Source organism: Halomonas sp. LBP4, assembly GCF_003202205.1.
Lineage (GTDB): Bacteria > Pseudomonadota > Gammaproteobacteria > Pseudomonadales > Halomonadaceae > Halomonas > Halomonas flagellata.
Window position 1 is genome coordinate 97,960 of the sequence record NZ_PDOG01000003.1, and the last position, 18,901, is coordinate 116,860.

The 18,901-nt window shown below is 68.7% G+C and carries 16 protein-coding genes; 13 read left to right on the forward strand and 3 right to left on the reverse strand.

All coding sequences use genetic code 11. The features are described from left to right. Positions 1-66: 66 nt before the first annotated feature. The 11 genes from CR157_RS10865 (at position 67) to tal (ending at position 11,830) form a co-directional block, all read left to right on the forward strand. Entirely contained in the window at positions 67-1,017 is a 951-nt protein-coding gene (locus CR157_RS10865) for a sugar-binding transcriptional regulator (RefSeq protein ID WP_110283565.1), read from the forward strand. A gap of 157 nt (positions 1,018-1,174) precedes the next feature. Further along, on the forward strand, positions 1,175-2,494 hold the full coding sequence (locus CR157_RS10870) for an ABC transporter substrate-binding protein (RefSeq protein WP_110283566.1): 1,320 nt from the start codon (positions 1,175-1,177) through the stop codon (positions 2,492-2,494). A 72-nt stretch (positions 2,495-2,566) separates the two neighbouring features. Next, positions 2,567-3,457: a carbohydrate ABC transporter permease gene (locus tag CR157_RS10875; RefSeq protein WP_110283567.1), complete on the forward strand. Its 891-nt coding sequence runs from the start codon at positions 2,567-2,569 to the stop codon at positions 3,455-3,457. Positions 3,458-3,477: 20 nt separating this feature from the next. Continuing rightward, positions 3,478-4,386 (forward strand): carbohydrate ABC transporter permease, encoded by a 909-nt coding sequence (locus CR157_RS10880; RefSeq protein ID WP_240567384.1) that lies wholly within the window; start codon positions 3,478-3,480, stop codon positions 4,384-4,386. Between the two features lie 108 nt (positions 4,387-4,494). Further along, the gene (locus CR157_RS10885) at positions 4,495-5,640 is read left to right on the forward strand and encodes an ABC transporter ATP-binding protein (RefSeq protein WP_110283568.1); all 1,146 of its coding nucleotides are present in this window, start codon (positions 4,495-4,497) and stop codon (positions 5,638-5,640) included. A 12-nt stretch (positions 5,641-5,652) separates the two neighbouring features. After that, positions 5,653-6,339 (forward strand): HAD family hydrolase, encoded by a 687-nt coding sequence (locus CR157_RS10890; RefSeq protein ID WP_110283569.1) that lies wholly within the window; start codon positions 5,653-5,655, stop codon positions 6,337-6,339. A 24-nt stretch (positions 6,340-6,363) separates the two neighbouring features. Beyond that, positions 6,364-7,155: an L-iditol 2-dehydrogenase gene (locus CR157_RS10895; RefSeq protein WP_110283570.1), complete on the forward strand. Its 792-nt coding sequence runs from the start codon at positions 6,364-6,366 to the stop codon at positions 7,153-7,155. 19 nt (positions 7,156-7,174) lie between these two features. Next, on the forward strand, positions 7,175-7,807 hold the full coding sequence (locus CR157_RS10900; protein WP_110283571.1) for a nucleoside triphosphate hydrolase: 633 nt from the start codon (positions 7,175-7,177) through the stop codon (positions 7,805-7,807). 51 nt (positions 7,808-7,858) lie between these two features. Further along, complete coding sequence (locus tag CR157_RS10905) at positions 7,859-9,346, forward strand: mannitol dehydrogenase family protein (RefSeq protein ID WP_110283572.1); 1,488 nt, start codon at positions 7,859-7,861, stop codon at positions 9,344-9,346. Further along, complete coding sequence (xylB, locus tag CR157_RS10910; protein ID WP_110283573.1) at positions 9,346-10,833, forward strand: xylulokinase; 1,488 nt, start codon at positions 9,346-9,348, stop codon at positions 10,831-10,833. Before CR157_RS10905 ends, xylB begins: the two co-directional genes overlap by 1 nt. Positions 10,834-10,876: 43 nt before the next feature. Continuing rightward, complete coding sequence (gene tal / locus CR157_RS10915) at positions 10,877-11,830, forward strand: transaldolase (RefSeq protein ID WP_110283574.1); 954 nt, start codon at positions 10,877-10,879, stop codon at positions 11,828-11,830. A gap of 9 nt (positions 11,831-11,839) precedes the next feature. Here tal and CR157_RS10920 read toward each other — a convergent pair whose 3' ends face one another. After that, complete coding sequence (locus tag CR157_RS10920) at positions 11,840-12,151, reverse strand: Nif3-like dinuclear metal center hexameric protein (RefSeq protein ID WP_110283575.1); 312 nt, start codon at positions 12,149-12,151, stop codon at positions 11,840-11,842. Positions 12,152-12,219: 68 nt separating this feature from the next. Continuing rightward, positions 12,220-15,042 (reverse strand): AMP-binding protein, encoded by a 2,823-nt coding sequence (locus CR157_RS10925; RefSeq protein WP_110283576.1) that lies wholly within the window; start codon positions 15,040-15,042, stop codon positions 12,220-12,222. A gap of 390 nt (positions 15,043-15,432) precedes the next feature. Here CR157_RS10925 and CR157_RS10930 point away from each other — a divergent pair, with 390 nt between their 5' ends. Then, positions 15,433-16,272, forward strand: a complete 840-nt coding sequence (locus tag CR157_RS10930) for a fructosamine kinase family protein (RefSeq protein ID WP_110283577.1) — start codon at positions 15,433-15,435, stop codon at positions 16,270-16,272. Here CR157_RS10930 and CR157_RS10935 read toward each other — a convergent pair whose 3' ends face one another. Continuing rightward, positions 16,273-17,199 carry an alpha/beta fold hydrolase gene (locus tag CR157_RS10935; RefSeq protein WP_110283578.1) on the reverse strand — a complete coding sequence of 309 codons (927 nt, stop codon included), beginning with the start codon at positions 17,197-17,199 and terminating at the stop codon, positions 16,273-16,275. Positions 17,200-17,354: 155 nt separating this feature from the next. On the opposite strand from CR157_RS10935, the gene CR157_RS10940 reads away from it, so the two are divergent. Beyond that, positions 17,355-18,818, forward strand: a complete 1,464-nt coding sequence (locus tag CR157_RS10940; RefSeq protein WP_258364138.1) for a TolC family outer membrane protein — start codon at positions 17,355-17,357, stop codon at positions 18,816-18,818. Positions 18,819-18,901 lie beyond the last annotated feature (83 nt).

Here is an 18,901-nt window from a genome sequence, read left to right on the forward strand (position 1 = left end):
GAGATTGTGCGGGGCGGCGGCGGTATCATGAAGAGCGTGATGCCGGGCGGAACGAGGATACAGGCCGTGGACAAGTTCGAACGCAAGCTGGACCAGGCCGCGCGGGCCGCCTGGATGTCCTATGTGGGGGGGATCACCCAGGACGAGATCGCCCTGCAGCTCGGCGTGTCCCGGCCCGGCGTGCAGCGCCTGCTGGCCCTGGCCCGCCAGGAGGGGCTGATCAAGGTACGCATCGATCATCCGATCTCCGCCTGCATGGCCATGGCCGCGGCCATTCGCGACCGCTACGGCCTGGACTATTGCGACGTGGTGCCGGCCGAGCCGGATGCGCCCGACGGCGCCGCCTACTACCTGGCCACGGCCGGGGCGGAACGGATCTCCCGCCTGGTGGTGCGCAGCGAGCCGCTGACCCTGTCGCTGGGCACCGGGCGCTCGATCCGCGCGACCGTCGAGGCCATGAGCCGTTACGATCGACCGCAGCACCGCTTCGTCTCGCTGGTCGGCAACGTGGCGCGCGACGGTTCCGCCAACCGCTACGACGGCGTCATGGTGTTGGCCGACAAGACCGGCGGCGAGCGCTTCCTGCTGCCCACCCCGGTGGTCGCCGACTCGGTGGAGGAGAAGGAGGCGATGCGCGGGCAGCGCCTGTTCCAGGCGATCATGGCGGTGGCCAAGCAGGCCGAGACCGCCTTCATCGGCGTGGGGCGCATCGACCCCCAGGCGACCCTCTTCCAGGATCATTTCATCGACGAGAGCGACCTCGAGGAGCTGCTGGGTCTCGAGACGGTGGGCGAACTGCTCGGCTGGCCGATGAACCGTGACGGCGAGGTCATCGACTGCTCCATCACCCGCCGGGTCACCAGCCTGCCGCTGGAGATGCTGCGCGAGCAGCCGCTGGTCGCCATCGCGGGCGGCCGGGAGAAGGGACCGGCCCTGCTGGCCGCCCTGCGCGGCGGTTGGCTCAACGGGCTGATCACCGACGAGACGGCGGCCCGCTATCTCACCGAGATGTCATGACGCACCGCATTATCCGCAATCGCTGATACCTGTGCCTAAAGTCTAATGCCCAAGGCTTTGCTTTTTTTCGGTGCGTGTTCGATCATTTGATTGGCAGATGATCAAATTGATCAAAACGACACGACACACAACAACACGCATCCCACAGGAGCCCATCATGAAGCTCACCCGAGCCCTGCCGCTGGCTACCCTGACGGCGGCCGTCGCCGCCGCCTCCCAGGCCCAGGCCCAGACCGAAATCACCATTGGCACGGTCAACAACAACGACATGGTGATCATGCAGAGCCTGACCGATGCCTTCGAGGAGGCGCATCCCGACATCGAACTGGACTGGGTGGTGCTGGAGGAGAACGTGCTGCGCCAGCGCATGACCACCGATATCGCCACCCAGGGCGGCCAGTTCGACGTCATGACCATCGGCACCTACGAGGTGCCCATCTGGGCCGAACGCGGCTGGCTGTCGCCCCTCGATGACCTCCCCGCCGAGTACCAGGTCGACGACCTGCTGACCTCGGTGCGCGACGGCCTGAGCAATGACGGCACCCTGCATGCGCTGCCGTTCTACGGCGAAAGCTCGATGATGTACTACCGGCAGGACCTGTTCGACGAGGCCGGCATCGAGGTGTCCGAGCAGCCGAGCTGGGAGGAGGTCCGCGACTGGGCCAGCCAGCTGCATGATCCCGAGGAGCAGCGGGCCGGTATCTGCCTGCGTGGCAAGCCGGGCTGGGGCGAGAACATGGCCTTCGTCTCGACCCTGGTGAACACCTTCGGCGGGCGCTGGTTCGATGAAGACTGGCAGCCCCAGCTCGACTCGCCCGAGTGGCAGGAGGCAATCCAGTTCTATGTCGACCTGCTGAACGACTTCGGCCCGCCTGGCGCCAGCTCCAACGGCTTCAACGAGAACCTGGCGCTGTTCTCACGGGGGAGCTGCGCCATCTGGGTCGACGCCACCTCGGCGGCCGGCAAGCTGTACGACCCCGGCGAGTCCGACGTGGCCGACCGGCTGGGCTTCGCGCCGGCGCCGGTGGCCAAGACGCCCAAGGGCTCGCACTGGCTGTGGTCCTGGGCGCTGGCCATTCCCGCCACCTCCGAGAACCAGGAGGCCGCCAGGACGTTCATCCAGTGGGCGACCTCGCGTGAGTATATCGAACTGGTCGGCGACACCCAGGGCTGGACCAGCGTGCCGCCCGGCACCCGCGAGTCCACCTACGCCAATGAGAACTACCAGGAAGCGGCCCCCTTCGCCGGCTTCGTGCTCGAGGCGATGCGCAGCGCCGATCCCACCGATTCGACCCTGGAGCCGAGCCCCTATGTCGGCGTGCAGTTCGTCGGCATTCCCGAGTTCCAGTCGATCGGCACCCAGGTGGGCCAGACGGTGGCATCGGCCCTGACCGGTGACGTCACGGTCGAGCAGGCGCTGCAGACCGCACAACGCGCCACGGAGCGCGCCATGCAGCGCGCCGGCTACCTCGACTGAGCGGAGTCTGCCGTTCCCGGCCGGGTCTTCCCGGCCGGGCCCTTTTCCCTACCTGGTTTTGCGGGTAATCCCATGAACAAGACAAGAGCTTCCGGGCGCACCGTCGGGGGTCTGAGGACCCTGTCGCTGCAGGCGCCGGCCGTCACCCTGCTGTTGCTGTGGATGATCGTGCCGCTGGGCATGACCCTGTGGTTCTCCTTCCAGCGCTACAACCTCCTGATGCCGGAGATGACCGGCTTCGCGGGACTGGAAAACTACGAATACCTGTTCACCGACCCGGCCCTCTGGTCGGCCATGGGCACGACCCTGCTGCTGGTCGGCTGGGTGCTGGCGATCACCGTGGTGGGCGGCACCCTGCTGGCGGTGCTCTTCCAGCAGGAGTTCGCCGGACGCGGCATCGCCCGGGTGCTGGCCATCTCGCCCTTCTTCGTCATGCCCACGGTCAGCGCCCTGGTGTGGAAGAACATGATGATGCACCCGTCCAACGGGGTGCTCTCCTGGGTCGCCGAGTCGTTCGGCCTGCCGGCCGTCGACTGGTTCTCCTCGCTGCCGCTGACCTCGATCATCATCATCGTGGCCTGGCAGTGGCTGCCGTTCGCGCTGCTGATCCTGCTCACCGCCATGCAGTCGCTGGACGAGGACCAGGTGGAAGCCGCACGCATGGACGGGGCCGGCCCGGTGGCGATCTTCTTCTTCATCACCCTGCCGCATCTCAAGCGGGCGATCAGCGTGGTGATCATGATCGAGATGATCTTCCTGCTGACCATCTTCGCCGAGATCTTCGTCACCACCTCCGGCGGACCCGGGCTGGCGACCACCAACCTGGCCTACCTGATCTATATCCGGGCCCTGCTCGACTTCGACGTCGGCACCGCCTCCGCGGGTGGGGTGATCGCCATCGTCCTCGCCAATATCGTTGCCATCTTCCTGGTCCGCATGGTGGCCAAGAACCTGGAAGACTAGAGTCTCGGGAGTCCCTTATCATGACGACAACGACCAAGCATGACAGGCTGGAAACGTCCTCGCGGGGCGGCGGCCAGGCAGTGCCGGCACGCAGTGCGAAACTGCCGTTCCTGGCCTCGGCCAATACCCGCAAGCTCGGCCTGACCGTGCTGGGATGGACGGTGGCCCTGCTGATCTTCTTTCCGATCTTCTGGATGGTGCTGACGGGCTTCAAGACCGAGTCCGCGGCCATTGCCGATCCCAGCCTGATCTTCTCGCCGACCCTGGAAAGCTACCAGGCGGTCCAGGAGCGGGCGGGCTACACCCGGTTCGCGCTGAACAGCGTGGCGGTGGCCTTCGGCTCGACCCTGCTGGCGCTGCTGATCGCGATACCCTCGGCCTATTCGATGGCCTTTCTCCCCACCCGGCGCACCAAGGGCACCCTGCTGTGGATGCTCTCCACCAAGATGCTGCCGCCGGTCGGGGTGCTGGTGCCCATCTACCTGATCTTTCGCGACGTCGGGCTGCTCGATACCCGCACCGGCCTGATCATCATCTATACGCTGATGAACCTGCCGATCGTGGTGTGGATGCTCTACACCTTCTTCAAGGACATGCCCAAGGACATCCTCGAGGCGGGGCGCATGGACGGGGCCACCACCTTCCAGGAGGTGTGCTTCCTGCTGCTGCCGCTGACCCTGCCGGGCATCGCCTCCACCGGCCTGCTGTCGGTGATCCTGAGCTGGAACGAGGCCTTCTGGAGCCTCAACCTGACGTCTTCCAAGGCGGCCCCGTTGACCGCCTACATCGCCTCCTTCTCGAGCCCCGAGGGGCTGTTCTGGGCCAAGCTCTCCGCGGCCTCGACCATGGCCATCGCGCCGATTCTCGTCTTCGGTTGGCTGACCCAGAAGCAGATGGTACGTGGCCTGACCTTCGGCGCGGTGAAATAGGTTCTCGACGATGCCGAGCGGCCGATCTTCGGCTGGCGCTCTCGCTAAATACAGAAGCAGATGGTGCGTGGCCTGGCCTTCGGCGCCGTCAAGTAAAGGAATCCCATCATGGCAACACTACAACTCAAGCAGATCACCAAGAGCTTCGGCGACACCGACGTCATCAAGGGCGTCGACCTCGAGGTCAACGACCGCGAATTCGTGGTCTTCGTCGGTCCCTCCGGCTGCGGCAAGTCGACGCTGATGCGCATGATCGCCGGGCTGGAAAGCGCCACCTCGGGCGATATCCTCATCGACGGGGCGCGCATGAACGAGGTGGGGCCCGCCGACCGCGGCCTGGCCATGGTGTTCCAGAGCTATGCGCTCTATCCGCACATGACCGTCGAGGGCAACATGGGCTTCAGCATGCGCCTGGCCGGCGTGCCGAAGGAGGCGCGACGCGAGAAGGTGCTCGAGGCGGCGAAGATCCTGCAGCTCGAGCCCCTGCTGGACCGCAAGCCCAAGGCGCTCTCCGGTGGCCAGCGCCAGCGCGTGGCGATCGGGCGGGCCATCGTCCGCAACCCCAGCATCTTCCTGTTCGACGAGCCGCTCTCCAACCTGGATGCGGCGCTGCGCGTGCAGATGCGCATCGAGCTGGCGCGACTCCACGAGGAGCTCGACGCCACCATGATCTACGTCACCCACGACCAGATCGAGGCCATGACCATGGCCGACAAGATCGTGGTGCTGCACGACGGCGTGGTCGAGCAGGTGGGCTCGCCCATGGAGCTCTATCACCATCCGTGCAACCGCTTCGTGGCCGGCTTCATCGGTTCGCCCAAGATGAACTTCCTCGACGTCGACCTCGTCCAGTCGGGCCCCGAGGGGGTGCGCATCCGGCTCCCCGGCGGCGAGGCGTGCACGGTGCCGGTGGATGGCAGTCGGCTAGCGGCCGACTCCCCGCTGGAGCTGGGCATCCGCCCCGAGCACCTGCAGCTCGACGACCAGGGGCCGCTGGCGGGCGAGATCAAGGTCCTCGAACGCCTGGGCGGCCAGACCTCGCTCTATGTGCAGATGGGCGAGGCGATGGTCACCCTCATGACCGACGGGGACGTGGCCCATCGCGTCCACGACAAGGTGCGTTTCGGCTTCGCACCGGGCCGCGCCCACCTCTTCGACGCCGAGACCCAGGCGCTGCCCAGCCTGCACCAGCATCCCCTGGCCGGCCTCACCCGCCACGATAACCGCTTGTCTTCCACAAGCGGTTGCCAGTGACGGGGAGCGTCCATGGATACCCTGATCTTCGACTGCGACGGCGTGCTGGTGGACAGCGAGGCGATCGCCGAGGCCACCCTGGTCGGGCTGCTGGGGGAGTGGCTGCCCGACCTGGCCGCCGACACCGTGCTGCGCCAGGCCCTGGGCATGACCACGGCCAACATCCTGGGCCACCTGGAGCCGCTGAGCCGCCATCGGCTGCCGGCCGACGCCACCGAGCGGGTCGATCGGACCATCGAGGCGCGGCTGGCCAGGGAGCTCGAGGCCATCGACGGCGTGGCCGCGGCGATCGCCTCGCTGCCCCTGCCCAAGGCGGTGGTCTCCAACAGCCGCCGCCGCCGCGTCCTGGCCTCGCTGGCCACGACCGGCCTGGATCGGTTGATCGGCGAGTCGCCGGTCTTCACGGCGGACCAGGTCGCCCACCCCAAGCCCGCCCCCGACCTCTACCTGCTGGCGGCCCGTGAGCTGGGCTGTGCTCCCGCCGACTGCCTGGTGGTGGAGGACAGCGTCTCGGGCGTCACCGCGGCCCACGCCGCCGGCATGACGGTCATCGGCTTCACCGGGGCCAGTCACGTCGAGCCGGGGCAGGAGCGTCGACTGGTCGAGGCCGGGGCCTGGCGCATTCTCGACCACATGCACGGACTCGAGTCGATGGTCGATGACTGGCGCCACGCCCGCCTGCGAGCCGCGGCTCGCTAACCCAATCACAAGAGGCAGGAACCAATGAAACTCGACAGCAAGACAAGCGTGATCACCGGCGGTGCCCGCGGTATCGGCCTGGCCATTGCCGAGCGCTACCTGGACGAGGGCGCCAATGTCGTGGTCGCCGATATCGACCAGGCCGCCATCGACGAGGCGGCAGCGAGCCTCACCGCCCGGGCCGAAGGCGAGGCGGGGCGGGTGATGGGGGTGCGCCTGGACGTCTGTGACCGGGCATCGGTCGATGCCATGGTCGCCAGCGTCAGCGAGCGCTTCGGTGGTATCGACATCCTGGTCAACAACGCCGCCATCTTCGACATGGCACCGGTGCTCGAGGTGACCGAGGAGAGCTTCGACCGGCAGTTCGCGGTGAACACCAAGGGGCTCTTCTTCACGCTCCAGGCGGTGGCCAAGGCCATGGTCGCGCGGGGCCGGGGTGGCAAGATCATCAACATGGCGTCCCAGGCCGGGCGCCGCGGCGAGCCGCTGGTCAGCGTCTACTGTGCCAGCAAGGCGGCGGTGATCAGCCTGACCCAGTCCTGCGGCCTGTCGCTCATCGCGCACGGCATCAACGTCAACGGCATCGCGCCGGGGGTGGTCGACACCCCGATGTGGGACGAGGTCGATGCGCTCTTCGCCCGTTACGAGAACCGTCCGCTCGGCGAGAAGAAGCGCCTGGTGGGGGAGGCGGTGCCCTATGGTCGCATGGGGCGCCCCGAGGATCACGCCGGGGCCGCGGTCTTCCTGGCCTCCGACGACAGCGACTATGTGGTCGCCCAGACCCTCAATGTCGACGGTGGCAACTGGATGAGCTGACGACAAGAGACAAGACGACATGACACCCAATATCCATGACGTGGCAGGGCGGGTGCTGGAGGCGGCGGGCGATCGCCGTCGCTTCATCGTGGCCCTGGCGGGGCCGCCCGCCGCCGGCAAGTCCTTCCTGGCGGGCTGGCTGTGCCGTGAACTCAATGCCCGCCAGGCCGACTGCGCCGCGGTGGTGCCGATGGACGGCTACCACTACGACAACGCCGTGCTCGAGCCCCGGGGGCTGGTACCCGTGAAGGGGGCGCCGGAGACCTTCGACTGCGACGGGCTCAAGCACGACCTGGAGCGCATCCGCCGCGCCGATCGCAGCGTCGCCGTGCCGGTGTTCGACCGGCCCCTGGACCTGGCCCGGGCCGGCGGTCGGCTGATCACCCCCGAGCACCGCATCGTCATCGTCGAGGGCAACTACCTGCTACTCGACGAGGGCCCCTGGCCCGCCCTGCGTCCGCTGTTCGACATGGCGCTGTTTCTCGAGGTGCCCGATGAACTGCTCGAGGCGCGCCTCATCCAGCGCTGGCGGGAGATGGGCCAGGACCAGGCCGGCGCCATCGAGCGCGCCCGCCACAAGGACATGCTCAATGCCCGGCTGATCAAGGCGGCCTCGGTGGCCGCCGACCTGCACTGGGCCGCGAGCGACTGAGCCCCCATTTCCTCACACGACGCCATCGCCACGAGCGGCAGGAGACCCTTCATGACCCGACTCAACAACGCCAACCTGGGCCGGCTGGCCCCCGAGGTCGCCACGCCCCGCTATGACCGCGGCGCCGTCACCCCCGGCATCGTCCACTTCGGGGTCGGCGGCTTCCACCGCGCCCACCAGGCCATGTACCTCGACGAGATGATGAACCGCGGCGAGGCGCTGGACTGGGGCATCGTCGGCGTCGGCGTAATGCCCGGCGACCGCCGCATGCAGGAGGCGCTGGCCGCCCAGGACCACCTCTATACCCTGGTGGTCAAGCACCCCGATGGCCGCCGCGAGCCCCGCGTCATCGGCAGCATGATCGATTACCTGTTCGCCCCCGACGACCCGGAGGCGGTGATCGCCCGGATGGTCGACCCGGCCACTCGCATCGTCTCGTTGACCGTCACCGAGGGCGGCTACAACTTCCATCCGGTCAGCGGCGCCTTCGACCTCGATACCCCCGAGGTGCAGCACGACCTGGCGCATCCCGCCTCACCGAAGACCACCTTCGGGCTGATCACCGAGGCGTTGGCGCGCCGCCGCGAGCGCGGCCTGGCACCCTTCACGGTGATGTCCTGCGACAACATCCAGGGCAACGGCGAGGTGGCGCACCGCATGTTCACCGCCTATGCCCGGGCCCGCGACGGCGAGCTCGGTGCCTGGGTCGCCGCCGAGGTGGCCTTTCCCAACTCCATGGTCGACCGCATCACCCCGGTGACCGCGCCCGCCGATATCGAGGAGCTGGCCGGTCGTTTCGGCGTCGATGATGCCTGGCCGGTGGTCTGCGAGCCCTTCACCCAGTGGGTGCTGGAGGACCGCTTCGTCGCCGGGCGTCCCGCCTTCGAGGCGGTCGGCGTGCAGGTGGTCGACGATGTCGAGCCCTACGAGCTGATGAAGCTGCGCCTGCTCAACGCCAGCCACCAGGCGCTGTGTTATTTCGGCTACCTGGCCGGCTACCGCTACGCCCATGAGGTCTGCCGGGACCCGCTGTTCGTCGACTTCCTGCTCGACTACATGCGCCGCGAGGGCTCACCGACCCTGGCACCGGTGCCGGGCGTGGATCTCGAGCAGTACCGGCTGACCCTGATCGAGCGCTTCGCCAACCCCGAGATCAAGGACACCCTGGCGAGGCTGTGTGCCGAGAGCTCGGATCGCATTCCCAAGTGGCTGCTGCCGGTGATCCGCGAGCAACTGGCCAAGGGCGGCGAGATCCATCGTTCGGCCGCGGTGGTGGCCAGTTGGGCCCGCTATGCTGAGGGTGTCGACGAGCGGGGTGAGCCCATCGAGGTGGTCGACCGCTTGAAGGACGACCTGAGGCGCCTGGCTGCCCGGAACCGCGAGCAACCGGCCGCCTTTATCGAGAATCGCGAACTGTTCGGGGATCTGGCCGAGAGCGAGCGCTTCCGCACGGCCTATCTCGAGACCCTGACATCGCTTCACGAGCGCGGTGCGCGTGCCACACTGGAAGCGCTGGTTTCGGTACGAGGATGTGCGTGATGTATATCGGAGTGGATTGCGGTACCCAGAGCACCAAGGTGGTGGTGCTCGATGTCGAGGGTGAGCGCATCCTCGGCGAGGCGAGTCGTCCCCATCGCCTGATCGAGGGCGAGAACGGGCGGCGCGAACAGCGGCCCGGCGAGTGGGTCGAGGCACTGCGCGGCGCGCTCAATGAGGCGGTGGCCAGGGCCGGCATCGACAGCCGGGCCATCCGCGCCATCGGCGTGTCCGGCCAGCAGCACGGCATGGTGGCGCTGGACGCCCGGGGCGAGCCGGTCCATCCGGCCAAGCTGTGGTGCGATACCGAGACGGCCGCCCAGAATGCCGAGCTGGTCGCGCGGCTCGGGGGCGAGGCGGGTTGCCTCGACAAGCTCGGGCTGGTGCTGCAGACAGGCTATACCGCCTCCAAGCTGGCCTGGCTGCGCGACACCCGGCCCGACGCCTACCACCGCATCGACAGCCTGCTGCTGCCCCACGACTACCTCAACTTCTGGCTCACCGGCGAGCGGGTCACCGAGGCCGGCGACGCCTCCGGCACCGGCTATTTCGATACCCGTTCACGGCGCTGGCGTGAGGACGTGTTCGCCGAGATCGCGCCGGAGCTCGATCCGCCCCGCGTGCTGCCGCGGCTGATCGAGGCCCATGAGCCGGCCGGCAAGGTGCGCCCCGAACTGGCCCGGGAGCTGGGGCTGGCCAACGATGTCCTGGTGTCGAGCGGGGGAGGCGACAATATGCTCGGTGCCATCGGCACCGGTAATATCCGCCCGGGCCTGGTGACCCTGAGCCTGGGGACCTCGGGGACGGTCTGCGCCCATTCCCCCGAGCCCGTGGTGCCCGACAGCGCCATGGTCGCCAACTTCTGTTCGAGCAACGGCGGCTGGCTGCCGCTGGTCTGCACCATGAACGTGACCTCCGCGACGACTCGCGTGCGCGAGCTGTTCGGGCTCGACCTGGCGAGCTTCGGCGAACGCCTCGCCAGCGCCCCCATCGGCGCCGAGGGCGTCACCGTGTTGCCGTTCTTCAATGGCGAACGGGTGCCGATGCTGCCCGAGGCCACGGGGAGCTTCCTGGGCCTGACCAGTGTCAATACCACCCAGGCCAACCTCTGCCGGGCGGTGGTCGAGGGGGCGACCTTCGGCATGCGCTATGGCCTGGAACTGCTCGGCGGGCTGGCCGAGGGGGCCAGCCAGATCCGCCTGATCGGCGGTGGCGCCAAGAGCCCGGTGTGGCGGCAGATGGTTGCCGACATCACCGGCACCCAGGTGATCTGCCCCGAGATCACCGACGCCGCGGCGCTGGGCGCGGCGCTGCAGGCGGCCTGGTGTCATCAACGCGAGCAGGGGGTGACCCTGGAGCAGCTCTGTACACGGCTGGTGCATCTCGACGAACGCTCCCTGGCCGACCCTGACCCGGCGAGTGTCGCCGCCTATCAAGGGGTCTATGCTCGCTACCGTGAGGCCCTCGCCGAACGTCATGCCGTCGCCTGATGACGTGCCGGCCCATCCCGACTTCCGACATATGGAGCCACCCATGCCTTCTCGACTCGACGCGCTCAAGCAGCACTCCCTGGTGGTCGCCGACACCGGCGATCTCGACGCCATCCAGCGCTACCGGCCCCAGGATGCCACCACCAACCCCTCGCTGCTGCTCAAGGCCTTCGACCTGCCCGGCTACCAGGAGCTGATTGCCGAGACCCTGGACGCGGTCAAGGCCGAGGGTGGCGATCGCCAGCAGCAGGTCGAACACGCGGCGGACCGGCTCGCCGTGGCCAAGGGCGCGGAGATCGCCAGGCGGGTGCCCGGCCGCGTCTCCACCGAAGTGGCGGCGCGGCTCTCCTTCGATACCCGGGCCAGCATCGCCAAGGCCCACGAGCTGATCGCGCTCTACGAGCGCCACGGTGTGGGCCCGGAGCGCGTGCTGATCAAGCTGGCCTCGACCTGGGAGGGCATCCGCGCCGCCGAGGTGCTGGAACGCGAAGGCATCAACTGCAACCTCACCCTGCTGTTCAGCGACGCCCAGGCCCAGGCCTGCTTCGACGCCGGTGTCTACCTGGTCTCGCCCTTCGTCGGCCGGGTCACCGACTGGTACAAGAAGGAAACCGGGCGCGACTACGCGCCGGACGAGGACCCCGGCGTGCAGTTCGTGCGCGGCGTCTGCGCCCGCGCGAGCCGGGGCGGCTACGACACCGTGGTGATGGGCGCGAGCTTCCGCACCACCGGCCAGGTGCTGGCGCTGGCCGGTTGCCCGCGGCTGACCATCTCGCCGGCGCTGCTCGAGGAACTCGCCGCCAGCGACGGCGAGGTGGAGCGCCGGGTGGTGATGGAAGACGCCAGCGGCTCACGGCCGGCACCGCTCAGCGAGCCCGCGTTCCGCTGGGGCCATAACCAGGACGCCATGGCCAACGACAAGCTGGCCGAGGGCATTCGCCGCTTCGATGAGGACCAGCGCACCCTGGAGGCGCGGATCGATCGGCGGCTGGGATAGCGTGCCTGGCTAGAACGCCTCCAGCCGCCAGACATCGAAGGCCGGCTCCTCGTAGGGGTGGGCGGCCCTGAGGGCGGCCACCGCCTCGTGGATCAGGGCGTCGTCGCAGACCAGCTCGACCTTGAGCTCCTCGACCCGCTCCAGGTCGCCGACCCGGCCGATATGCGGGTCGGCCCCGGCGAGCGGGCGAAACTGCCCGGTGCCCGGGGTCTGGAAGCAGCAGGCCTCGTAGTCGCCGATGCGCCCGGCGCCGGAGGCGAACACGGCTTCCTTGACCGCCTCGGCATCTTCCCGGGGGACATAGAAGGCTAGCTTGTACATCTCGGGGCTCCTTTTCTCGTGGGGTGGACGCGGCGGGTCGTGCGCGTCCTGTCGGGGCGGGGGCGTCGTCAACGCTCGCCGCGGTCGGGCTCCCCGCTTTCGGCAAGGATGAACGATCGGGCGGCGTCGCGCAGCCTGACCGCTTCCGTCCAGCCACCGGTCGTCGGCTGGAGCGCCTCGCCGACATGGACCCTCACCCTGCCGTGTCGTGGAAACCATTCGCGACCGCGCAGCACGGCACGGGTGCCCTGCAGGGCCACCGGCACCACGGGAACCCCCGCCTGGGCGGCGGTGACGAAGGCGCCCATGTGGAAGTCATCGATACCGGCCTCCGCGCGGAAGGTCCCTTCGGGGAAGACCGCCAGGGCATCGCCGCCGGCCACGGTCGCGATGAGGTGGTCCGTTTCCCGGGTGGCCTGGCGGGGGTCGAAGCGCTCGATGAACAGTGCCCCCATGCGCGTCAGCATCAGCCGGGGAAGGGTGTGGGCCTGGAGCTCGGCCTTGGCCAGGTAGCGAAACCCGCGGGGCAGCGTCGCCGTCAGCACCAGGGCGTCCAGGTAGCTGGAATGGTTGGCCACCACCACGCAGGGGGCCCGTCGGGGCAGGCGGTCCACGCCATGCCGCTCGATGCGCAGGCCGGCGAGCATGGCGGCCAGGCGGGCGACATGGTGCGCGACGCGCCAGCGCCAGGCAAGCCGCGGCAGGGGAAGCACCAGCACGCCTACCAGGACGACACCCAGGCCGAAGACGCCCCAGGCATGGCCGGCATAGAGGCGCTCGCCGAGCCATCTCAGGTGCAGCCGAGTGCGCTGCACACCGGCCTCCATCGCCAGGCCGAGCGTCTGGCGCCAGACGGGCGCACCGGGCTTGCCGAGGCGGCCACTGCGGTAGTGCGCGGCGGTGGCCGTACGGCGAATCTTGCCGCTGGAGGTCTTCAGCACGCTGTGGGGGGGCACCAGCCGGATGACATCGGCGGGGATATTGACGATGTCGACCGTGACCTCGCGGATCGCCCGGGTGAGCCTGTCGCGCTGGGCTCGGCCTGCGGCGTTGGTCTCTGCCACCACGACCAGCTCCTCGATGCCGCTTTCCGGGTCGAGCTGGCCGAACACCGCCACGCACCCCTTCCTGATCCCCTCGATGCGGCCGATGGCTTCCTCGAGGTCGTAGGGGTAGATGTTGCGCCCGCCACGCACCAGCACATCCTTGACCCGGCCGCTGATATGGAGGTCGCCGTCGGCGAGGTAACCGCGGTCGCCGGTGCACAGCCACTCGCCGTCGAAGAGCTCGCGGGTGGCCTCCGGGTTATCGTAGTAGCCCGCCGTGGCCGAGGGGCCGCGGAACTCGATGTCGCCCTCGCGCCGCTCCGGTAGCTCGCTGCCGTCGCGGGCGACGATGCGGATCGCGTAGCCTGGCAGTGGCGGGCCGCAGTTGACGAAGGTCAGGGCCGCTTCGTGGTTTTGGGCCGGGCGCGCCTCCTGCCGTGTCGTGAAGGTTTCGTGCTCGACCCGGTCGAGCGCGAGGCCGCGGCCGGGCGGGGAGATGCACAGCCCCACCGCCGCCTCGGCCAGGCCGTAGACCGGCATCAGCGCTTCAGGGGCCAGGCCACATGGCGCCAGGGCCTCGGCGAAGCGCTGCATGGTGCGGGGGCTGACCGGCTCCGCTCCGTTGAAGGCGACCCGCCAGCTGCTCAGGTCCAGCCCCTGGAGTCGCTCGGGCGTCAGGGCGCGAAGGCAGAGCTCGTAGCCGAAGTTGGGGCCTCCGGAGAGGGTGGCCCGGTGGTGATGGATCAGCTCGAGCCAGCGCAGCGGGCGGACCAGGAAGGCGAGCGGCGACATCACCACCAGCGGAATGGCGTGGTAGAGGCTGCCGAGCCAGGCGCCGATCAGGCCCATATCGTGGTAGAGCGGCAGCCAACTGACGAAGACGTCCCGGGAACTCACCTCCAGGCGCTCGCCCATGGCGCGGATGTTCGCCAGCAACTGGCCATGGGTCAGCATGACCCCCTTGGGGTCGCCGGTGCTGCCGGAGGTGTACTGCAGCAGCGCCAGGCTCGACGCTCCGGGTGGCTCGGCGTTCGCGCCTCCGGAAACGCTCGGCCCGGCGAGCTCCGCCACCGTGACGATGGCCGACAGCCGCGGCGCCTCGGCGCGCAGCAGGCGTGCCACGTGGCGCGCCTCGGGCACCGTGATCAGTACCCTCACGCCGGCACTGGTCAGGATCCGCCCGTGGCGCCGCAGGTGCTCCTCCAGCTGGGCCGGCCGGGCGGGCGGATAGATGGGCACCGGCACGGCGCCGGCGCACAGGATGCCGAAGAAGGCGATGAAGTAGTCCGGCTCGGTGGGCAGCATCAGCGCGATGCGATCTCCTGGTCGCGATCCGCGCTGGCGAAGTGCCGCGGCGATGCCCTGCGCGCCCCGGGCGAGATCGGCGTGGCTCAGCGTCCGCGGCGTGTCATCGCTGCCATGGATGTGAAGATGGACACGGTCCGGGTGGCGTGCCAGGTGCCAATCCAGCACCGCGTTGAGGCTGTCGGCGGCGACGGGAGTGCCTTCCACCGGCTCGCTGTCCGCCGCGGCCGGGATGGGCGGTGTCTCGCGGTCGGTGCCCGGGGTGGCCAGCAGGATCTCCAGCAGCGCCGCCGGGGTGTCCGCCATCAGGGCGGTCTCGGGCAGCTTCGTGCCGAAGGCGTCCTCGAGGCGCAGCAGCAGTTCCGAGCGGGCCATGCTGTCGAGGCCGAGGTCCCGGTCCAGGCGCGCGTCCAGCGTCGGTCGGCCGGCCGCGCCGCGGTGGGGCCGCGTCTCGCGCACCAGGGCGTCGATTACCTCGAGCAGCCGGTGCTGCATTGCCTCGGCTTGTCGTGCACGCCGGGTCTCGTCGGGTCGGGCCATCGGTGACCTCGCGGCTTGCCCTGCCTCCGTCCCAGTGACGCCGGGGATGAGGCGACTTGGCACTGTCTGAAAAGTCGGCGAGCGATGGTCAGGGCTAGGCCCGTTCCCTACGGGCCCACGCATTTCCCACATCCGTGTGGGTCACAAAGCAAAAATTAGCGGAAAGTCGGAGTTTACGGAGTGTAAATGAGTGCTTTGAGCTGATTTTTAACGCCGTATGGCCGAGCGCAGACACTTTTCGTACAGAGCCTAGTGTAGATGCCGGCCGGGGAGCATGCAGGGAGTTCCCTCGCGCGTCGGGCAACCCGGTGTCGGGGCTCCGCGCCGGCGTGTCTTGATTTAGACCCCGGGAGTGGCGAGTCTGTGGCACTCGGGCCAAGGAGAAAATGCATGCAAGCCGATCTCGTGGAACTGCTGGAGCGTCATGGGCTGACGCCGCAGGGCGAGCTTCGCCCCCTGGGCGGCGGCGATATCGCCGCGGTCTACCGCCTGACCACCGCCCAGGGGGCGGTGGTGATCAAGCATGATGCGCCGGCACGCCTGGCCGGTGAGGCGGAGGGGCTGCAGGCGCTGCGCGCGGCCGGCACCCGGCTGGTCGTGCCCGCCGTGCTGGCCCAGGGCGAGGGCTGGCTGGTGATGGAGGCGCTGGAGGCGGCCTCCCGTGCCGCGGGCGACGAGGCCCGCCTGGGCGAAGGACTGCGCGAACTGCATGCCCGTACCGGCACCGAGCACGGCTGGCCCCGGGACAACGCCTGCGGGAGCACGCCCCAGCCCAATGCGCCCCTCGCCGATGGCCGGGCCTTCCAGCGCGAACGGCGCCTGCTGCCACTGGTCGAGGCCTGCCGGGCGCGGGGGTTGCTCGATGGCCGCCTGCGCTCTCGGCTCGAGGCCATCGCCCATGGCCTGGAAGGGTGGCTGCCGGACGCCCCGGCGAGCCTGGTCCACGGCGATCTCTGGTCGGGCAATGTGCTCTTCACGCCGCAGGGGCCGGCGATCATCGATCCGGCGGTGTACCGTCACTATCCGGAGGTGGACCTGGCGATGCTGACGCTGTTCGGCTCGCCGGGCGAGGCCTTCTTCGAGGCCTACTGGAACGGCGCCGCCCCGGCCGACTGGCCGAGGCGGGAAGCGCTGTTCCAACTCTATCCGCTGCTCAACCACCTGCTGCTGTTCGGCGGTGCCTACCGCAGCGGAGTGGAGCGCACGGTGGCGCGGCTGGAGGCGGCCTGATCAGTCGGCGTGAAATTCCTTCAGCCAGGCGATGCAGCGCTGCCACCAGGGCCGGTCGTGGCGCCGGTCGGCGGCCGGCAGCAGGTCGCGTCGGGGGCGGGTAAGGAAGTCGGCGATGGGGGTAACCTGGCTCGCCCGATCGAGCATGGGGGCATGGCCGCAGCCGGGTACCTCGAGGCTGACCAGGCCGGGATGGACCTCGGCCATGCGCGCCACGCTGTCGGCGCGCAGCAGCGGCGAGGTCTCGCCGCGGATCACCATCAGCGGGCAGCGGATCGCCTGCCAGTCGGCCCAGGTGTCGCGGGGGGTGTCATGGACGAATTGCTCGCCGATGCGCGGATCGTAGTGGTAGGTCCAGCTGCCGTCGGGCAGGCGGCGGGCGCTGTCCAGCGCCAGGCGGCGCCAGGCATCGTCGCCCTCGATGCCGAAACCGACATAGTGGCGGCGCAGTTCGGCCTCCAGGTCGCCGAAACGGCAGAAGCGGTGGGGTACGCCGAAGTAGGTGGCCAGCTCGGCCAGGCCGTCGGGGTCGAGCTCGGGCCCCACGTCGTTGAGCACCAGGCGCTCGATGCGCCCGGCGGTGTCGGGCTCGGCGGCCAGCAGCATGCCCAGCAGGCCGCCCATGGAGGTGCCCACCCAAGGCACCCGCTCGAGGCCGAAGTGATCGAGCACCGCCACGGCCACCGTCATGTAGTGGGAATAGAGGTAGTCGTGGGCGGGGTAGAGCGACCAGCTCGACAGTCCACGCCCGGGGGTGTCCGGGGCCAGGATCCGCCACCCGGGGCCGAGCTCGCGGGCCAGACCGGCGAAGTCGCCGCCATGGCGTGCCAGGCCATGCCAGGCGACCAGGGTCCTCGGTGCCCGAGGGTGCCAGATGCGAACCGCCACCTCGAGCTCGCGCACCCGGACCAGCTCCAGTGCATCCATCATTGCCTCCCTCGAAGGGCTATGCTGCATGGCAGCATAGCGGACTTTTCGGCGTTACGGAAAAGTTCCACATTTTGAGGTCGCGGTGCGATTGATTCGTCATAAAAACATGCGAGAATGTATGTATGTTCTCGCTCCAGATCAAGGATGAGCCGATGATGCGTTTTCGCCCCCCCCGTCACTCACGTCGAACCGGCAGGCGGCTGTCCCGCCGGGCCTTGTTGCCGGCGCTGATCGCGTCGGCCTTCGCAGCGCCGCTGCAGGCGGCCGACCTGTTGACCATCACTCGCGATGCCCTGGACAACAATGCCGAGCTGGCGTCGGCACGTTCCCAGTTCGGCAGTGTGGAGGCGGGCCGGGACGTCGAGCGTGCCGACCTGCTGCCCCAGGTCGACGTACGTGGCAACGCGGCCCACTCGCAGCAGTACGAGAGCCAGGTGGCCGAAACGACCGGGGGCGGTGCGGATCGCTTTACAGCCGATGATCGCTACAACAGCGTGAGCCTGACGCTGGAGGCCTCACAAGCCCTCTTCGATGCGCGCAACCGCCGTGAGCTGGCGCAGGCCGAGCGCCAGATCGACGAGCAGACCTATCAGCTGGCAGCCACCGAGCAGCAGGTGTTGCTCGACGTGGCCACGGCCTACTTCGAGATCCTGCGCGCCTACGAAGTCCTCGAGGCCCGGCGGGCCCAGGAACGCGCCATCGGCCGCCAGCTGGAGCAGGCCCGGGAGAGGTTCGAGGTGGGGCTCATCGCCATCACCGAGGTGGAGGAGGCCCAGGCCAGCTTCGACCAGGCACGGGCGGATCGCATCGTCGCAGAGAGCAACCTGCAGGTCAGGTTCGAGGCACTGGAGCGCCTGACCGGCCAGCGCTACGCGAGCATCGATGCCCTGAGTGGCGAGATGCCCATCGAGCCACCGACCCCCCGCGGTCGCGACCACTGGGTGGAGCTGGCCGTGAACAACAACCCCCTGGTGTTGGCCAGCCAGGCCGGTGTCGAGGTCTCGCGCAGCGGGCTCGACATTGCCCGAGCGGAACGCCTGCCGACTGTCGATGCCTTCGCCAACTATAACTACGCCGACGATGACCGGGAAGGAATTCAGGGTGTGACCTCCATCAGCCAGGTTGGCGTGGGCATCAGCATGCCGCTCTATACCGGGGGACGCACCAGCGCCAGCATCCGCCAGAATACCTACCTGCTGGAGTCCAGCCAGTACGATTTCGAGGATCAGCGTCGCGACACCATCCAGCAGGTTCGCTCGCTCTTCACCCAGGTCAGCAACGATGTCTCGACAGTGGAGGCCCGGGCCCAGGCGATCGTCTCCAGCGAGAGTGCGCTGGATGCTACCCGGGCGGGCCATGAAGTGGGCACGCGCAATATCGTCGACGTGCTGAATGCCGAGCAGGACCTCTCCAACGCCATCGCCGACCATGCCGAGGCGCGCTTCGATTACGTGATCAACCTGCTCAGCCTGCGCCAGCAGTCGGGCACCCTGGATGTCCCGGCCATGGAAGCGCTGAATGACTGGCTGGACGGCGGCAACGTCTCCTTCACTCTGCCGGAAGAGAGCGATGGCTATGACGAGGCCATGGAGATCGGCGAACCGCCGCGTCCCTGAGGTCGGTCACTAGTCGCCTAACGTTCACATCCATACACGTATGGATGTAAGGTTCGCCCACTTATCCGCAGTACCCGACGGGA

Coding starts and splice junctions, on each gene's coding strand:
- CR157_RS10900 (WP_110283571.1), top strand. CDS start 7,175: ATGACACCCAATATCCATGACGTGGCAGGGCGGGTGCTGGAGGCGGCG.
- CR157_RS10880 (WP_240567384.1), top strand. CDS start 3,478: ATGACGACAACGACCAAGCATGACAGGCTGGAAACGTCCTCGCGGGGC.
- CR157_RS10890 (WP_110283569.1), top strand. CDS start 5,653: ATGGATACCCTGATCTTCGACTGCGACGGCGTGCTGGTGGACAGCGAG.
- CR157_RS10930 (WP_110283577.1), top strand. CDS start 15,433: ATGCAAGCCGATCTCGTGGAACTGCTGGAGCGTCATGGGCTGACGCCG.
- CR157_RS10940 (WP_258364138.1), top strand. CDS start 17,355: ATGATGCGTTTTCGCCCCCCCCGTCACTCACGTCGAACCGGCAGGCGG.
- CR157_RS10925 (WP_110283576.1), bottom strand. CDS start 15,042: ATGGCCCGACCCGACGAGACCCGGCGTGCACGACAAGCCGAGGCAATG.
- CR157_RS10935 (WP_110283578.1), bottom strand. CDS start 17,199: ATGGATGCACTGGAGCTGGTCCGGGTGCGCGAGCTCGAGGTGGCGGTT.
- tal (WP_110283574.1), top strand. CDS start 10,877: ATGCCTTCTCGACTCGACGCGCTCAAGCAGCACTCCCTGGTGGTCGCC.
- CR157_RS10920 (WP_110283575.1), bottom strand. CDS start 12,151: ATGTACAAGCTAGCCTTCTATGTCCCCCGGGAAGATGCCGAGGCGGTC.
- xylB (WP_110283573.1), top strand. CDS start 9,346: ATGTATATCGGAGTGGATTGCGGTACCCAGAGCACCAAGGTGGTGGTG.
- CR157_RS10875 (WP_110283567.1), top strand. CDS start 2,567: ATGAACAAGACAAGAGCTTCCGGGCGCACCGTCGGGGGTCTGAGGACC.
- CR157_RS10885 (WP_110283568.1), top strand. CDS start 4,495: ATGGCAACACTACAACTCAAGCAGATCACCAAGAGCTTCGGCGACACC.
- CR157_RS10895 (WP_110283570.1), top strand. CDS start 6,364: ATGAAACTCGACAGCAAGACAAGCGTGATCACCGGCGGTGCCCGCGGT.
- CR157_RS10905 (WP_110283572.1), top strand. CDS start 7,859: ATGACCCGACTCAACAACGCCAACCTGGGCCGGCTGGCCCCCGAGGTC.
- CR157_RS10870 (WP_110283566.1), top strand. CDS start 1,175: ATGAAGCTCACCCGAGCCCTGCCGCTGGCTACCCTGACGGCGGCCGTC.